Raw genomic sequence first — 14,749 nt, forward strand, 5'->3', positions numbered from 1 at the left:
AGCGCTATGCTGATCACGGTTGCGGCGACGATTTACCGATCATCGGGTGCCGCGCCGTCGCCGCTTCCGCTACAATGCGCGCCGATTTCGACTTGCCTGAGAGCCCATCCATGTCCGCCTGCCAGACTCCTATCATCGTCGCCCTGGATTTCCCTACCCGTGACGCCGCACTGAAGCTGGCCGACCAGTTGGACCCGAAACTGTGCCGGGTCAAAGTGGGCAAGGAACTGTTCACCAGTTGCGCCTCGGAAATCGTCGGCACCCTGCGTGACAAAGGCTTCGAGGTGTTCCTCGACCTGAAATTCCATGACATTCCCAACACTACCGCGATGGCCGTGAAAGCCGCTGCCGAGATGGGCGTGTGGATGGTCAACGTGCATTGCTCCGGTGGCCTGCGCATGATGGCGGCCTGCCGTGAGGAACTCTCCAAGCGCAGCGGCCCGCAACCGCTGCTGATCGGCGTGACCGTGCTGACCAGCATGGAACGTGAAGACCTGGCCGGCATCGGTCTGGACATCGAGCCGCAGGAACAGGTGCTGCGTCTGGCCGCGCTGGCCGAGAAGGCCGGAATGGACGGTCTGGTGTGCTCGGCGCTGGAAGCTACCGCACTGAAGTCGGCGCATCCTTCGCTGCAACTGGTGACCCCGGGGATTCGCCCGGCGGGTAGTGCGCAGGACGATCAGCGCCGTATCCTGACCCCGCGTCAGGCACTGGATGCCGGTTCCGATTACCTGGTGATCGGCCGTCCGATCAGCCAGGCGGCGGATCCAGCCAAGGCCCTGGCGTCGGTCGTGGCCGAACTGGCCTGATCAGTTTCCGCAGGTATTAGGATTACCTGTAGGAGCTGCCGAAGGCTGCGATCTGTTGATTTTGCTTTTTAAAGGCAAGATCAAAAGATCGCAGCCTTCGGCAGCTCCTACAGAGGCTGCGATCTTTTGTTTAGATTTTCAGCACCAACTTGCCGAAGTTCTCCCCGCTAAACAATTTCATCAGTGTCTCCGGAAAGGTCTGCAGACCTTCGACGATGTCTTCCTTGCTTTTGAGTTGTCCCTTGGCCATCCAGCCGGCCATTTCCTGCGCGGCACTGGCGTATTGCGCGGCGTAGTCCATCACCACAAAGCCCTCCATGCGTGCGCGGTTGACCAGCAATGACAGGTAGTTGGCCGGGCCTTTGACCGCTTCCTTGTTGTTGTACTGGCTGATGGCGCCGCAAATCACCACCCGGGCTTTTGGCGCCAGACGACTGAGCACGGCGTCGAGGATCTCGCCGCCGACGTTATCGAAATACACATTCACGCCTTTCGGGCACTCGCGCTTGAGCCCGGCCAGCACGTCTTCGTGCTTGTAATCGATGGCGCCGTCGAAGCCCAGTTCATCGATCAGGTACTTGCACTTGTCGGCCCCGCCGGCGATGCCCACCACCCGGCAACCCTTGATCTTGGCGATTTGCCCGGCAATGCTGCCTACCGCGCCCGCAGCCCCGGACAGCACCACGGTGTCACCAGCTTTTGGTGCGCCGACGTCGAGCAACGCGAAGTAAGCGGTCATGCCGGTCATGCCCAGTGCAGACAAATACACCGGCAGCGGCGCCAGTTTCGGATCGACCTTGTAGAAACCTCTGGGCTCGCCGAGGAAGTAATCCTGCACACCGACGGCGCCGTTGACGTAGTCGCCGATGGCAAAGCCCGGGTTATTCGAAGCGATGACTTTGCCGACGCCCAGAGCGCGCATCACTTCACCGATTTCTACCGGCGGGATGTAGGACTTGCCCTCGTTCATCCAGCCACGCATGGCCGGGTCGAGGGACAGGTATTCGTTCTTGACCAGAATCTGCCCTGCCGCAGGTTCGCCGACCGGGACTTCCTGATAAGTGAAGGTCTCGCGGGTGGCAGCACCCACTGGGCGTTTGGCGAGCAGGAATTGGCGATTGGTCTGGCTGGTCATGGCATGCACTCGAACTGAATGAAGCCTTGTTGATAGACCCTCAAGGCCAATGCTGCAAGGTGAGCTGATGCGGCGAATGCACAATGATCCAGTGCAGTGATAGTCGCCCGGCGGGTTTTATCACTGCGACGCATGAAGGCATAAACAGCCTTCTGATAGTGCTGATGCGGGGCGGGCCGTGATGGCTATGCTGCGAGTCTGCAAACCCTCCTGCATCTCTCCTCCGAGGACATAACAATGAGCATGACGTTTTCCGGTCAGGTTGCCGTAGTCACTGGCGCGGCCAATGGCATTGGCCGCGCGACCGCCCAGGCGTTCGCCGCCGAAGGCCTGAAAGTGGTGGTGGCCGATCTGGACGCGGCAGGGGGCGAGGGTACGGTGGCGCTGATTCGTACAGCCGGTGGTGAAGCAACCTTCGTGCGCTGCAACGTTACCGTTGAAAGCGAAGTGAAGAATCTGATGGACGAGGTGATCAATACTTACGGACGTCTCGACTATGCCTTCAACAATGCCGGGATCGAAATCGAGCAAGGCAAACTAGCTGACGGCTCGATGGACGAGTTCGACGCGATCATGGGCGTCAACGTCAAGGGCGTCTGGCTGTGCATGAAGTACCAGTTGCCGTTGCTGCTGGCCCAGGGCGGCGGGGCGATCGTCAACACTGCTTCGGTGGCAGGGCTTGGCGCGGCACCGAAGATGAGCATCTATGCGGCGTCCAAACACGCGGTGATTGGCCTGACCAAATCGGCGGCGATCGAATATGCGAAGAAGAAAATTCGCGTCAACGCTGTGTGCCCGGCGGTGATCGACACTGACATGTTCCGCCGGGCCTACGAGGCCGATCCGAAAAAAGGCGAGTTCGCCAATGCGATGCACCCGGTGGGGCGTATCGGCAAGGTCGAGGAAATCGCCAGTGCCGTGCTGTATCTGTGCAGCGATGGCGCGGCGTTCACCACCGGTCACTCTCTGGCCGTGGATGGCGGCGTTACTGCTTTCTGAAACGATTCTGTCAGCCATGAAGAAACCCGCCATCGTGCGGGTTTTTTCATGGCTGGCGATCCGTCCCGTTAAACCGCTAAACAATGTGTATCAAACGGTTAGAACGACTGCTTTTGACGGCGTTGTCGCACAGCCTGAACGACGCGGCTGTGATTTACTGCCGCCAGCAAAACGGACAGGAGTTTGCGTGCTCATGGAATTGAGAATTGACCGACAGGCAATGGTGCCGGTCGTACAGCAGATTGTTGATGGAATGACCGAGTGGATCTCGCGAACGGGTGTGGCGCCGAGCACGCGACTGCCCTCCGTCAGACAGATAGCACGCTCCAATCTGCTCAGCCAGTCGTGTGTGGCCGAGGCCTGCGAGCGGCTGGTGGCGCAAGGTATCCTGGCCCCGCGGCAGGGCGCGGGATTCATGGTCGCCGCGCACAGCCGCGCTTTGCTCGGGCTTGAATACGGGCGGGCCGAGAGCAGTTTGAAACTCGGCGAGGGCGGTTTGCCGCAAAGCTGGCGCGAGTCCGATGACCTCAGCTATGCAATCCGTCAGGTGGCGCGAACCGACATGGCGAGTCTGTTCAATTACAGCACCCCGCTGGGGTTTGCGGCGCTGCGTGCGCAGATCGTCAGACGTCTCAGGCTGATCGACATCCAGGCCCCGGCGGAACAGGTGCTGACGACCTCCGGTGCCAGCCAGGCGCTGGATCTGCTCGTGCGCACGCTGGTTAAGGCCGGGGACTGCGTTGTTGTCGAAACCCCGGGCTATGCGCCGCTGTTCGAGCTGTTGCGCCTGCGTGGCGCGCAGCTGCTGGAAGTCCGGCGTACGCCAAGCGGGCCTGACCCTCAGGCGCTGGAGGCACTGTTGCGCCAGTGCCGGCCCGTCGCGATGTTCGTCAACAGCCATCACCACAATCCCACCGGCTCCTGCCTGAGTCCGTGTGTGGCACAGCAGATCCTGCGATTGTGCAACGCGCACGATGTGCAACTGATCGAAGACGATGTCTACGCCGATCTGCACAATGGCAACGGTGTACGCCTGGCGGCACTTGATGAACGGGTGATTTACGTCGGCAGTTTTTCCAAGACGCTGAGCAGCTCGCTGCGCGTCGGGTTTGTGTACGCCGGGCCAGAACTGATCGCGCGTCTGGCCCGGGTCAAGATGATCAGCAGCATGGGAGCCTCGAGTTTCAATGAAGCGGTGCTGGCGAGCCTCTTGGCCAGTGGCGCCTATCGAAAAATGGTCCAGCGCCAGCGTCAACGCCTGAATACCGACCGCGTCGCCGCATTGCAGGCATTGGAGGACGCAGGCTGGGAGGTTTTCGGCAAACCGTGTGGCGGCCTGTTCATCTGGGCCCGCTCACCGCTGAATGATCCGGAGCGCTTGCACAGGCATGCGCAGTGCAGTGGTGTCAGTCTCAGTCCTGCGGGGGCTTTCAGTCCGAGCGGCGAGATCAGTGACTGGCAGCGAATCAATGTGGCCTATGCCTGTGATCCACGGGCCCGGCAGTTTTTTCGCAATACCAGCGTGAATCGACCTCAAACGTTCTGAAAACGACGCGTGCGTAGCTTTTTGCCATTATTCCGACGCCAGAGACTTGTGCTGCTCCATGACCGTTGCGAATCTTCGGCAACAGACTTTGGCAGGGGACTACGCGCAATGATTTCGGCCGTGCAAGGACGTTTTGCCAACCTCGGTATGGCAAAGAAACTGGGTCTCGGGTTCGTACTGGTGCTGCTGTTGACTGCGCTGGTGGCTGCCATTGGAGTCTGGTCCCTGCAGACCATCAGCCAGCGCTTCGACGGCTTGAAGCAAATGTCGTCGCTCAACAGTGCCTTGCTCAAGGTGCGGTTGCTGGAGCAGGACTATGCGCTGCACAGCAACCCGAAAACGGTTGATGCCGTGCACGAGGGCGTCGACGGTCTGTTGGCCCAGGCCGCGCAACTCAAGGCGCAGACGCCGGCGAACGGGGCGGTGATGAGCGATGTCGAGCAAGCCTTGGGCGACTATCGCAAGGCGTTTGACGAGTTCGTTTCACTGACCCAGGCCAAGGATCTGGCGCTGGAAATGGCCAGTTGGTCGGTGTCCAGCGTGGCCAATAACCTGGACGTGCTGCAAGCCGGGCTGGCCGATGATGGCGCGTACACGTTAAAGGACAGCGAAGGCAAGGATGGTGCGCAGTTCATCGAACAGGCCAGTCAGGTCAGTCAGGTGTCGCGGTTGATGCTGCAAGCGATGAACGAGGCACGGGTTCGTCTGGATCAGAGCCGCAAGGGCGATGCCGACAGTGCCGGCAAGGGCAGCATTGAGCAGGCGGCCCAGGCCCAGGCTCAGGCCGAGCAGTTGAAGACCACGGTCAAGGATGAGGGCTATTTGACGGTGCTCAACGAAGTGTCCGGGCACATCGCCGGTTTCAACGACAAACTGGCCGAGTACACCGGTCTGCTGGCCCAGGAAAAAACCGTCTATGAACAGTTGCACCAGCGCGCGGCGCAAGTGATGTCGCGTGTCGACCAGGCCTATGTGGCCGAAGACGGCGCGATGCAGGTGGAATTGAAGAAAAACTCGGTGCTGATCCTCGGTTCTTCGGCGTTGGCCTTATTGGTGGGGCTGATTGCCGCGTGGGTCATTACCCGGTTGATCGTCGCGCCGCTGCGCGCAGTGATGCGCGTTGCACAACAGATTGCGGCCGGGGATTTGAGCGCAAAAGTCGAGGTTACCCGGCGTGATGAAATCGGCCAGTTGATGCTGGCGATGCAGCAGATGGGGGCCGGGTTGAGCACGATTGTCAGCGGATTGCAGGCGGGCATCGAGCAGTTGGCCAGTTCCGCGCAATCGCTGTCGGCGGTCACCGAGCAGACCAACCTCGAGGTCAACAGCCAGAAGGAAGAGACCGAGCAGGTGGCCACGGCCATGAACCAGATGACCGCCACCGTGCATGACGTGGCGCGTAATGCGGAGGAGGCTGCACTGGCCGCGCAAACCGCGGATGGCAAGGTCGAGACCGGGCAGCAGGTGGTGCGCCAGAGCATGGCGCGGATCGAGCAACTGGCGGATTCGGCAACGTCGGCCAGTTCGAGCATCGAAAGCCTCAGTGCGCAGATCCAGAATATCGGTACGGTGCTGGATGTGATCAAAAGCGTCGCCGAGCAGACCAACCTGTTGGCGCTCAACGCGGCGATCGAAGCGGCGCGGGCCGGGGAGCAGGGCAGGGGCTTTGCGGTGGTGGCCGATGAGGTTCGTGCGTTGGCGCGACGTACGCAGCAGTCGACGGAGGAGATCGAGCGGCTGGTCAGCGCGTTGCGTTCGGCAGCGCATGCTTCCGTGCAGCAAATTCAGAGCAGTGGCGAGTTGGTGAAGCTTGCCGTCAGTGATGCCCTGCAGACCGAAAGTGCGCTGGGGAGTATTGCGGCGGCGGTTTCGTTGATTCAGCAGATGAATCAGCAGATTGCGGCGGCGGCGGAGGAGCAGAGTTCGGTGGCCGAGGAGATTAATCGCAGTGTGACGAGTATTCGTGCGAGTGCGGATCAGTCTTCGATGGCGATGCGGGGGAATGCGGTTTCGAGTGTTGAGCTGGCGCGGTTGGGGGGGGAACTCAAGGGGATGGTGGGGCATTTTCGGCTTTGACTTGGCGGCCTCTGGGCCGACCAGGTTCTTGGGGGGGGGGTGTGAATATCCGTTGCTGCGGTAACGGCTTCTTATGGTTCCGCTCTTACAGCGGCTCACTTTTCCAGACGCCGAAAAGTAAGCAAAAGGCTTGGCCCCAACGTACGGCCCTCGCCGTGGCTCGGGTTCCTTCGCTCCGGGATTCATCCGGGCGCATCGCCTCCGGTTTGCTTCGCTGCACCTCCTCTCGATGCATTTGGCTTCGCCAAACGGTCGCTGCGCTCCCACCCCCCGGATAAATCCCTCCACTCAGCCTGCCGACGGGGCCGGTATGGCAAGATCAAGAGCTGCAGCCGAGCTTGCGCTCATCCTGTGTAGGAGCTGCCGAAGGCTGCGATCTTTTGATCTTGATCTTGATCTTGATCTTGATCTTGATCTTGATCTTGATCTTGATCTTGATCTTGATCTTGTGGGAGCTGCCAGCGATGGCGGCCTGACAGCCGACCAATCTCTAACTGAATGTTCTCAATGGCAGCCAGCTCACCCCCACAAAAAAGCCACCTCTCGGTGGCTTTTCTTAACTCTCGACACTTAGTCGTAGATCACTTTCTTCTTCCAGTCCGCGTCGGCTTCAACTTCCTTGAGGCCTTCGGTCAGCTGGTTCACTTCGCCTTCGACCGGTGCAATTTTGTCCATGACTTGGGCATTGGCGCGGGCCAGCAGTTTTTCCAGGTATTGCAGTTGTTCCGAGTACATCTGCGGGTCTTGCTGTTTGCGCAGGTATTGCACGCCGCGTTCGAAGGCGAGGCGGGCCTGGCCTGGCTGGTTTTGTTGCAAGGATTGTTGGCCGAGGTTGTTGAAGAACTCGATGTGCAGCAGGACCAGGATGTGGCGGACTTCCTTGATCCAGTGTTTGGCTTCGTTCGGCGGCAGGAAGCCGTCGTGGGCGGCGCGGGTGATCTGGCCGTGGAGGGCTTCGAGCAGGAAGCGGACGTCCTTGGCTTTGGCTTCGGTCAGGATCGGTGCCGGCGGGTTGTTGACCGGGATCGATTCGCCCTGAGCCACCAGTGCGTTGAGTTCAGTGATCCGTGCCTTGATCGTGGCGCTGGTTTTTTCCAGGTTCAGCAGACGCTGGCAGACGTTCAGTTCCAGACGCGTCAGCAGCAGCTTGAGTGCCGGCGTCATGAACTGACCGGGGAAGGTTTCGGTCAGTTCGCCGCAGCGGCGCAGGCGGTCGTTGAGTTCGACTTTGGTGCGGGCCTTCTCCAGTTTGTTGTTTTCCACCACATGGTTCATGTAGCCAATGGCGATCAGAATTGCGATCCCGGCTACGACTAGCAGGGTGATCATGAGTGGTGTCACCGGTAAGACCTCTTTATAGGGTTCGCATGCGAGTGTAGTGGCTGGACATTCAGGCGCCCAGCGCCGCTCGACGAGTTGATTCAGCAGCTTCTGTGTATATCGGCTGCACGCTGCTTATATGAATGCTGGCGCAGAGTGCGCAGATTGCCATCATTGTGTTGCGGACTATAACGCCTTGGCGAGTGGCGGAATATAGGCGTCAATCGTCGGGCGACGGAAAAGCCCGAATGCTCTCGTAAAGCAGGTCGAAGTCATTGATTTAAATAAATTTATATTCGGGGGTTGACGACCTCTCAAACCATCCATAGAATGCGCGCCACTTGCAGCGTAAAGCACACAGCGAAACGCGGCAGGGAGTGAATGTTGTAGTGTGTCCCCTTCGTCTAGTGGCCTAGGACACCGCCCTTTCACGGCGGTAACAGGGGTTCGAGTCCCCTAGGGGACGCCAATGCGGGAATAGCTCAGTTGGTAGAGCACGACCTTGCCAAGGTCGGGGTCGCGAGTTCGAGTCTCGTTTCCCGCTCCAATTTTAAACAGCATTGCTTTCGGGCAGGGCTGAGTGAAACCAGAACCTGATCTTCGGAGACGGCTCTGGACACCGAAACACACACCATGTGTTCCGGGTAGCGTGTCCCCTTCGTCTAGTGGCCTAGGACACCGCCCTTTCACGGCGGTAACAGGGGTTCGAGTCCCCTAGGGGACGCCATTTGCGGGAATAGCTCAGTTGGTAGAGCACGACCTTGCCAAGGTCGGGGTCGCGAGTTCGAGTCTCGTTTCCCGCTCCAAATTCTAAAAGCGCCGCTCAGTGAGCGGCGTTTTTATTAGTGAAAGTTGTAGCCTGTCCCCTTCGTCTAGTGGCCTAGGACACCGCCCTTTCACGGCGGTAACAGGGGTTCGAGTCCCCTAGGGGACGCCATTGCGGGAATAGCTCAGTTGGTAGAGCACGACCTTGCCAAGGTCGGGGTCGCGAGTTCGAGTCTCGTTTCCCGCTCCAATTTCACAAAAACGCCGATCAGTGATGATCGGCGTTTTTGTTTGTGCAGCATTTTGCACGCAACAAAAAAGGACCTTCGGGTCCTTTTCTGTTTTCACGTCAGGCCCGCTGAATCACGGGCCCGTGTCTTATCAGAGCTTCGGCAGTTGGCCGACACGGCCCATCATCTCAGTGACGATCTGCAGGTCCAGCAGGAACTGGTCAACCGTCTTGAACTCACCGTCAGTATGGCCGGTGTATTTAACTTCAGGACGGGCCAGGCCGAACTGCACGCCGTTCGGCAAGTCATGCACCGAGGTCGCCCCGGCCGAGGTGCCGAACTCGTGCTTCATGCCCAGGTTCTCCGTGGCCACCGCCAACAGTGCTTTGACCCATTCGCCTTCCGGGTTGCGGTACATCGGTTCGTCGATCGAGTAGGTGAAGTCCGCGGCAACGTGGGTTTTCTTGCTCCAGGCGGCGAGTTTGTCAGCGATTTCCTTCTGCAGCACTTCTGGCGATTTACCCTTCGGCACGCGCAAGTTGACAGCCAGTTTGAAGGCCTTGTCGTCCACACCGACGTAGGTCAGCGAAGCAGTCAGCGGGCCCATGAACGAATCGGAGAAGCCGACGCCAAGTTTTTTCCCCAGATAATCCAGGCCCCAGTTGTTGGACGCATAGCGTGCAGCGTCGGTGATCTGGTTGTGCTTGAGCGCCACCTTGCCGTCGAGACCGTTGATGAAGTCGAGCATCCGCGCGACCGGGTTGACGCCGGACTCGGGTTCGGAGGAGTGCGCGGACACACCGGTGACGCTCAGCTTGACGTCTTTGCCGTCAACTTTTGCCGCCACTTTGAAGTCGCCACCGTGTTTTTTCGCGTACTCGTTGCCGGCCTTCTGCAGGCTCGCCGCCAATTGCTCCGGCTTGTCGGTGACGAGGGTGGCGACCGAAACCGACGGAATCTGGTTGGTCGCCAGGCCGCCGGTCATCGAAGTGATTTCGGCGCCACTGCCTTCAGCCTTGCGCAGCGGGAAATTGGCCATGACCGTGCCGTAGCCTTTCTCGGCGATGACCACCGGGTAACCGCCATCCAGTGCCATGTTGTAGTTCGGCGTCGGGTTGTGTTCGAAGTAGTAGGGGATCGCGTCACCCGTGGTTTCTTCAGTGGTGTCCACCAGCAGTTTGAAGTTGCGTGCCAGTGGCAGCTTTTCTTCCTTGATCACTTTCATGGCGTACATGGCGACGACGATGCCGTTCTTGTCGTCCTCGGTGCCACGGCCATACATGCGGTCGCCGATCAACGTCACTTTGAATGGATCGAGTTTGGTGCCGTCCTTCAGCACCCAGTTTTCCGGGGTGACCGGGACCACGTCGGCATGCGCGTGAATGCCCACGACGTCATCGCCGCTGCCCTCGAGGGAAATTTCATAGACACGGTTGTCGACGTTGCGGAATTTCAGGTTGAACGATTCGGCGAGGTTCTTGATCTTTTCGGCGATCTTGATGAACTCGGGGTTGTCGTGCTGAGCCACGCCCTCTTTGCGGAAGGTCGGGATTTCCACCAGTTCGCGCAGCGTTTCCAGGGCGGCTTTGCCGTACTTGGCGCGGGTGTAGATGCCCAGCAGGCGATTGATCTCGTTCTGCTGCTCGGCGGTCAGGGTCTTGTTGTCGAGAAAACCATTGATCGCCGGGGCGAGGTTGTCGGTCTTGCCCGGATTGCTGTTCGCTACCGCACCGAGAAACTGACGAAAATCGCTGACCGTCGTATCGCTGAACGCCTTGAGGATCGCAGCACTTTGCTCGGGGCTGATGTTGGCCTGGGCCGGCAGGGTGAACGACGAAAGACTGGCCAGAATCAGGCTGGCGGCAGCCAGACGCTTGAGGGAAAAATTCATTGCAGTGGGCATTCCTTTGCAGGCATTTGAAGGGAAGTGTTTGAAAGTTGAAACAAATCTTTTCCAAACTAACACCGCGAAGGTGTTGAAGGGGAGCCCCTGAAGTGGGATCCGTCGCACAGAAATGCAAAAGCGGCGCACAAACGAAAAAGGCCCGATCGGGGTTGAACGGATCGGGCCTTTTGTTTTGGCGCAGCGTTTACATCGACAGCACCAGCCTGCCGGCGAACAGAATCAGGATCACGCCCATGCTGCGTTCGAACCAATGGCCCATGCGCATGAACAGGGACCGCACCCGGCTGCTGGAAAAAAACAGTGCGACGATCACGAACCACAGCGCGTTGACCAAGCACATCCACACCCCGTACAGCGCCTGGATGTTCAGCGGGGTAGTGGCGCTGATGATCGTGGTGAAGATCGCCAGGAAAAACAGCGTGGCCTTGGGGTTGGTCGCATTGGTCAGAAAACCGGTGCTGAACGCCTTGAACAGTGACTGCGCGACCAGCGGCTCGTCGGTATTATTTTCACCCTCGAGCGTGGACTTCGGTTTACTGCGAATCAGGCTGATGCCGAGGTAAAAGATGTACGCGCCACCGATCACCTTGGCCACGGTCAGCAACCACGGCGTGGTGTGCATGAGCGCGCCAACGCCGAGCAAGGTGTAGAGAACGTGCACCGAAATACCGGCGCCGATGCCCAGTGCGGTGCAGATGCCCACCAGTCGGCCGAAGCGTACGCTCTGGCGGATGGTCACGGCGAAGTCCGGGCCGGGAGCGACCACGGCCAGAAAGTGAATGGTGGCCAGTGCCAGAAACTCGCCCAGGTAGTTCGATAACATCTCAGCTCCAGAAGGTCAGGGGAGAAGCATTGCCGCGATAGCCGACAAAGAATGAAAGGCTCAGTCGCGGATCCGCTACGCCCGGCGTCACCGAGTGCATGCAGCGCGAATTGAACATGATGAAATCGCCCGGCTCCGGCCGCACTTCCAGGGTCGGTGGGCCGAGCAGCGCCGGGTCGATGCCGTAGCTGTCGCCGCGCATCTCGTCGAAGCGGTCCGGGCTGATATCGTCGTCCCACATCTGCAGCGCACCGCCTTCGGTCGGCATGTTCAGGTACACGTTGCAGGCGAACTGCGCCTCCAGGCTGCGGGCTTGAAAGCTGTCCGGGGCGTCCTTGGCGAAAATGTCGTGATGAGCGAGGAAGCACACACCGGGTTTGACCACCCGCGACAGGCCGACATACATCTTGCGGCCATAGAGGTTTTCCAGATGAGCGCCGGCCGGCCAGGACTCGTCGAGCATGCAGCGCAGGGTATCGACCGGTGAGGAGTAGGGGGCGCAACGTTCGCGCAGTTCGGCGATGTTGCGGGTGGCGCGTTCGAAGTAGTCCTCGATCAGCAGCGGCTGGTTTTCCGCCTCGTAAAACGCCATGCCGATGCGGCCGATGCTCGGCGCGTTGATGTAGCCCTCGAAACCCGGAGCAAGAATCTTGTCGCCAAGCTGAACCGCCAGCGGCTCCGGCAGAAAGCCTTTGACGCGGATGGCGAGGACTTCTTCGTTGGCCAGTTTTTTTATGCACGTCTCATCGAGACGCTCGACGTCTAGCATCATTGTTTTAGGTCCATCTATCGATAGTCAACGGAACCGGCGAGTGCGGTTCCCCCGGCGCCGGACGCTGCGCGAGGCAGCGCCCGAGATGCTTAATCCACGCTGTAGTGGACGGATAACGTACCTTTCTTCTGCGAAAGGGAAGCGATCGTGACTGTGCCCAAATCCTTCAGGCTGCGTACATGGGTGCCACCACAGCCGTAGGCCGGCAGCTCGCCAAAACCGATTTCCCGCGCGCCTTCGCGCAGCGAGGTCAGGCGGGGCAGGTCGTGTTCGATCCACTCACGAATACCGTATTGAACGGTTGGCGCGTCGACTTCCAGAGCCGCATCGCCCGGTTTGAACTGCACCCGGCCTTCGTCTGGCCAGTGGTGCGCCTTGACCGGCGTCCAGCCCATGGCTTGCACGAAATGCCCGATCAGGTGTCCGGCTGAATGCATGCGGGTGTTGTAGCGGCGACGTTGTTCATCGACGTGGATGCAGGTCATGCCGAGTTTCACCGGACGGTCGACGTAATGCACGATCCGATCCGGCTCCTGAACCACGCGCAGCACCTGGCTTTCGCCGATCATGCCGGTATCGCAAGGCTGCCCACCGCCTTGCGGATGAAACAGCGTGGCGCGCAACACCACGGCAAATTCGTTCTCGTGGGGCGTGCAGTCGAGGACTTCCACATTAGCCTTGAGGTCATCACTATGGAAAAAGAGGCGAAGCGTCATATTCCATGCCCTTATTAACGTGTCTTTTTTTATTATATGAATCGTGCAATAACGTGATAATCCGTTCAAACATCAAAGGACTTGTGCGCTGTGAGCATCAATCTTCCGCTGCCACTGCTCGGTGAAATGGCGATCTTCGTCAAGGTCGTGGAGACCGGCAGTTTCTCCGAAGCCGCCCGCCAGCTGGGTTCGTCGCCGTCGGCAATCAGTCGCAGCATTTCCCGACTGGAAAAGGCTCTGGCCACGCGTTTGCTGCAGCGCACGACGCGTAAATTGCGTCTGAGTGATGGTGGTGAAGAAGTGTTCAAGCGCTGTCAGGAGATGGTCAGCGCCGCCAAGTCGGTGATGGAGATCAGTGGGCAGTTCACCCACGAGGCGGAAGGGCTGGTGCGGGTCAGCGTGCCGAAAGCGGTCGGACGCTTCGTGATTCATCCGCACATGCCCGAGTTTCTGCGGCGTTATCCGAAGGTCGATGTCGAGTTGTTGCTGGAAGACCGCCAGGTTGATTTGATTGACGATCATGTCGACCTGGCGATTCGTATTACGGACCGTCCGCCGGCCGGGCTGGTCGGGCGACAGTTGCTGACCATCGACCATTTGCTCTGCGCCACCCCGCAATACCTGGCCGACCACGGCACACCGACGCATCCGCATGATCTGCTCAATCACAGTTGTATCTATCTGGGAGAAACCCCGAGCGATGCCCGCTGGAAATTCAAGAAGGGCAGTAAAGCGGTGACGGTCGGCGTGCGTGGCCGCTATGCCGCCAACCACACCGGCGTGCGGCTCGGAGCCGTGTTGCAGCACATTGGTATCGGCAGCTTGCCGTACTTCACCGCGCGTTATGCGCTGGAGCAGAAACTGATTGTGCAGGTGCTGCCGGAGTGGACATTCCTCGCGTCCTATCACGGTGGGCTGTGGCTGCTGCATTCACCGACGCGTTATCTGCCGCCGAAGCTGCGGGTGTTCATCGACTATCTGGTGGAGTGTCTGGAAAAAGAGCCGACGTTGAGCAAGCCGGGGAAGGTGGGGGCGCCGAATAATCTGGCGATGGCGTATGAATTGCCGGAGAGCGAGGGGCTGCTTTAAAAGCAAAAGATCACAGCCTGCGGCAGCTCCTACACAATCCCTGTAGGAGCTGCCGCAGGCTGCGATCTTTTGATCTTCAAACCCTTAAATCAGTGCTTGCTGTCCTGGGCAGACATCGCCAGCAGCTGTTTTTCCTGGTTCCAGTCGAACGGTTCGTCGTTCTGTTCGGCTTCGTAGCGACGTTCTTCCAGTGCCTGATACAGGTCGATTTCTTCATCAGACAAGTAGTGCAGGCAGTCACCAGCGAAGAACCACAGCAGATCCCGCGGGATCAGGTGGGCAATTTGCGGATAACGGGTAATCACTTGGGTCAGGATGTCCTGGCCCAGGTACTGGCTTTCGATCGGATCGATCGGCAGGGATGCCAGCAGTTCGTCAAAGCGCTCCAGGAACAAGGCATGGCTTTCTTCGGGAACCTGATCGGCCTCACCTACGGCGACCAGGATACTGCGCAGGTGGTCGAGCAAAACCAGATGATCGGCAACGACGTTGGACACGAGATAAGTCCTCAAGAGCAAAACGGGCGCGGGAGTATAAAGCTCTCGCGCCCGTTTTTCACAAAT

11 protein-coding genes, 6 tRNA genes and 2 pseudogenes are annotated in these 14,749 nt (G+C 59.3%); 12 read left to right on the forward strand and 7 right to left on the reverse strand.

What is annotated here, in order from left to right:
• Positions 1–110: 110 nt before the first annotated feature.
• The gene (gene pyrF, locus ACTJKS_RS00910; RefSeq protein WP_041073746.1) at positions 111–809 is read left to right on the forward strand and encodes an orotidine-5'-phosphate decarboxylase; all 699 of its coding nucleotides are present in this window, start codon (positions 111–113) and stop codon (positions 807–809) included.
• Between the two features lie 130 nt (positions 810–939).
• On the opposite strand, the gene ACTJKS_RS00915 is transcribed toward pyrF, so the two are convergent.
• Positions 940–1,944, reverse strand: a complete 1,005-nt coding sequence (locus ACTJKS_RS00915; RefSeq protein WP_108183505.1) for an NADP-dependent oxidoreductase — start codon at positions 1,942–1,944, stop codon at positions 940–942.
• A gap of 237 nt (positions 1,945–2,181) precedes the next feature.
• Here ACTJKS_RS00915 and ACTJKS_RS00920 point away from each other — a divergent pair, with 237 nt between their 5' ends.
• The 4 genes and pseudogenes from ACTJKS_RS00920 to ACTJKS_RS00935 form a co-directional block, all read left to right on the forward strand.
• Positions 2,182–2,943: an SDR family oxidoreductase gene (locus tag ACTJKS_RS00920; RefSeq protein WP_041073750.1), complete on the forward strand. Its 762-nt coding sequence runs from the start codon at positions 2,182–2,184 to the stop codon at positions 2,941–2,943.
• 193 nt (positions 2,944–3,136) lie between these two features.
• Complete coding sequence (locus tag ACTJKS_RS00925) at positions 3,137–4,489, forward strand: aminotransferase-like domain-containing protein (protein ID WP_108183504.1); 1,353 nt, start codon at positions 3,137–3,139, stop codon at positions 4,487–4,489.
• 264 nt (positions 4,490–4,753) lie between these two features.
• A pseudogene (locus tag ACTJKS_RS00930) lies at positions 4,754–5,656 on the forward strand (HAMP domain-containing protein); the annotation flags it as partial.
• A gap of 315 nt (positions 5,657–5,971) precedes the next feature.
• A pseudogene (locus tag ACTJKS_RS00935) lies at positions 5,972–6,565 on the forward strand (methyl-accepting chemotaxis protein); the annotation flags it as partial.
• Positions 6,566–7,135: 570 nt separating this feature from the next.
• Here the strand turns inward: ACTJKS_RS00935 and ACTJKS_RS00940 are convergent.
• On the reverse strand, positions 7,136–7,894 hold the full coding sequence (locus tag ACTJKS_RS00940; RefSeq protein ID WP_262949636.1) for a hypothetical protein: 759 nt from the start codon (positions 7,892–7,894) through the stop codon (positions 7,136–7,138).
• Positions 7,895–8,278: 384 nt separating this feature from the next.
• On the opposite strand from ACTJKS_RS00940, the gene ACTJKS_RS00945 reads away from it, so the two are divergent.
• The 6 genes from ACTJKS_RS00945 (at position 8,279) to ACTJKS_RS00970 (ending at position 8,900) form a co-directional block, all read left to right on the forward strand.
• Positions 8,279–8,354 (forward strand) — tRNA-Glu (locus ACTJKS_RS00945).
• A gap of 2 nt (positions 8,355–8,356) precedes the next feature.
• Positions 8,357–8,432: transfer RNA gene (locus ACTJKS_RS00950), tRNA-Gly, on the forward strand.
• Positions 8,433–8,536: 104 nt separating this feature from the next.
• A tRNA-Glu gene (locus ACTJKS_RS00955) sits at positions 8,537–8,612 on the forward strand.
• 3 nt (positions 8,613–8,615) lie between these two features.
• Positions 8,616–8,691 (forward strand) — tRNA-Gly (locus ACTJKS_RS00960).
• Positions 8,692–8,746: 55 nt separating this feature from the next.
• Positions 8,747–8,822, forward strand: a tRNA-Glu gene (locus ACTJKS_RS00965).
• A 2-nt stretch (positions 8,823–8,824) separates the two neighbouring features.
• Positions 8,825–8,900: transfer RNA gene (locus ACTJKS_RS00970), tRNA-Gly, on the forward strand.
• Between the two features lie 131 nt (positions 8,901–9,031).
• Here ACTJKS_RS00970 and ACTJKS_RS00975 read toward each other — a convergent pair.
• The 4 genes from ACTJKS_RS00975 to ACTJKS_RS00990 form a co-directional block, all read right to left on the reverse strand.
• Positions 9,032–10,771, reverse strand: a complete 1,740-nt coding sequence (locus ACTJKS_RS00975) for a dipeptidase (RefSeq protein WP_108183500.1) — start codon at positions 10,769–10,771, stop codon at positions 9,032–9,034.
• A 199-nt stretch (positions 10,772–10,970) separates the two neighbouring features.
• On the reverse strand, positions 10,971–11,609 hold the full coding sequence (locus ACTJKS_RS00980) for a LysE family translocator (RefSeq protein WP_108183499.1): 639 nt from the start codon (positions 11,607–11,609) through the stop codon (positions 10,971–10,973).
• Position 11,610: 1 nt separating this feature from the next.
• Positions 11,611–12,381 carry a 2OG-Fe(II) oxygenase gene (locus tag ACTJKS_RS00985; protein WP_095668580.1) on the reverse strand — a complete coding sequence of 257 codons (771 nt, stop codon included), beginning with the start codon at positions 12,379–12,381 and terminating at the stop codon, positions 11,611–11,613.
• Between the two features lie 89 nt (positions 12,382–12,470).
• Positions 12,471–13,097, reverse strand: a complete 627-nt coding sequence (locus ACTJKS_RS00990; RefSeq protein WP_440828790.1) for an alanyl-tRNA editing protein — start codon at positions 13,095–13,097, stop codon at positions 12,471–12,473.
• A gap of 90 nt (positions 13,098–13,187) precedes the next feature.
• Here ACTJKS_RS00990 and ACTJKS_RS00995 point away from each other — a divergent pair, with 90 nt between their 5' ends.
• A complete protein-coding gene (locus tag ACTJKS_RS00995) occupies positions 13,188–14,186 on the forward strand; it encodes a LysR family transcriptional regulator (protein ID WP_108183498.1) in 999 nt (332 codons plus the stop codon).
• A gap of 89 nt (positions 14,187–14,275) precedes the next feature.
• On the opposite strand, the gene ACTJKS_RS01000 is transcribed toward ACTJKS_RS00995, so the two are convergent.
• Positions 14,276–14,683 (reverse strand): PA2817 family protein, encoded by a 408-nt coding sequence (locus ACTJKS_RS01000; RefSeq protein WP_041069086.1) that lies wholly within the window; start codon positions 14,681–14,683, stop codon positions 14,276–14,278.
• Positions 14,684–14,749 lie beyond the last annotated feature (66 nt).

The sequence above is a fragment of the Pseudomonas sp. 22189 genome (assembly GCF_052045635.1).
Taxonomy (GTDB): Bacteria; Pseudomonadota; Gammaproteobacteria; order Pseudomonadales; family Pseudomonadaceae; genus Aquipseudomonas; species Aquipseudomonas parakoreensis.

What these genes read in the sequence shown, in the direction of transcription:
- ACTJKS_RS00920 (WP_041073750.1), top strand. Translation starts at nt 2,182, where the DNA reads ATGAGCATGACGTTTTCCGGTCAGGTTGCCGTAGTCACTGGCGCGGCC.
- ACTJKS_RS00980 (WP_108183499.1), bottom strand. Translation starts at nt 11,609, where the DNA reads ATGTTATCGAACTACCTGGGCGAGTTTCTGGCACTGGCCACCATTCAC.
- ACTJKS_RS00990 (WP_440828790.1), bottom strand. Translation starts at nt 13,097, where the DNA reads ATGACGCTTCGCCTCTTTTTCCATAGTGATGACCTCAAGGCTAATGTG.
- ACTJKS_RS00975 (WP_108183500.1), bottom strand. Translation starts at nt 10,771, where the DNA reads ATGAATTTTTCCCTCAAGCGTCTGGCTGCCGCCAGCCTGATTCTGGCC.
- pyrF (WP_041073746.1), top strand. Translation starts at nt 111, where the DNA reads ATGTCCGCCTGCCAGACTCCTATCATCGTCGCCCTGGATTTCCCTACC.
- ACTJKS_RS00925 (WP_108183504.1), top strand. Translation starts at nt 3,137, where the DNA reads ATGGAATTGAGAATTGACCGACAGGCAATGGTGCCGGTCGTACAGCAG.
- ACTJKS_RS00915 (WP_108183505.1), bottom strand. Translation starts at nt 1,944, where the DNA reads ATGACCAGCCAGACCAATCGCCAATTCCTGCTCGCCAAACGCCCAGTG.
- ACTJKS_RS00985 (WP_095668580.1), bottom strand. Translation starts at nt 12,381, where the DNA reads ATGATGCTAGACGTCGAGCGTCTCGATGAGACGTGCATAAAAAAACTG.
- ACTJKS_RS00940 (WP_262949636.1), bottom strand. Translation starts at nt 7,894, where the DNA reads ATGATCACCCTGCTAGTCGTAGCCGGGATCGCAATTCTGATCGCCATT.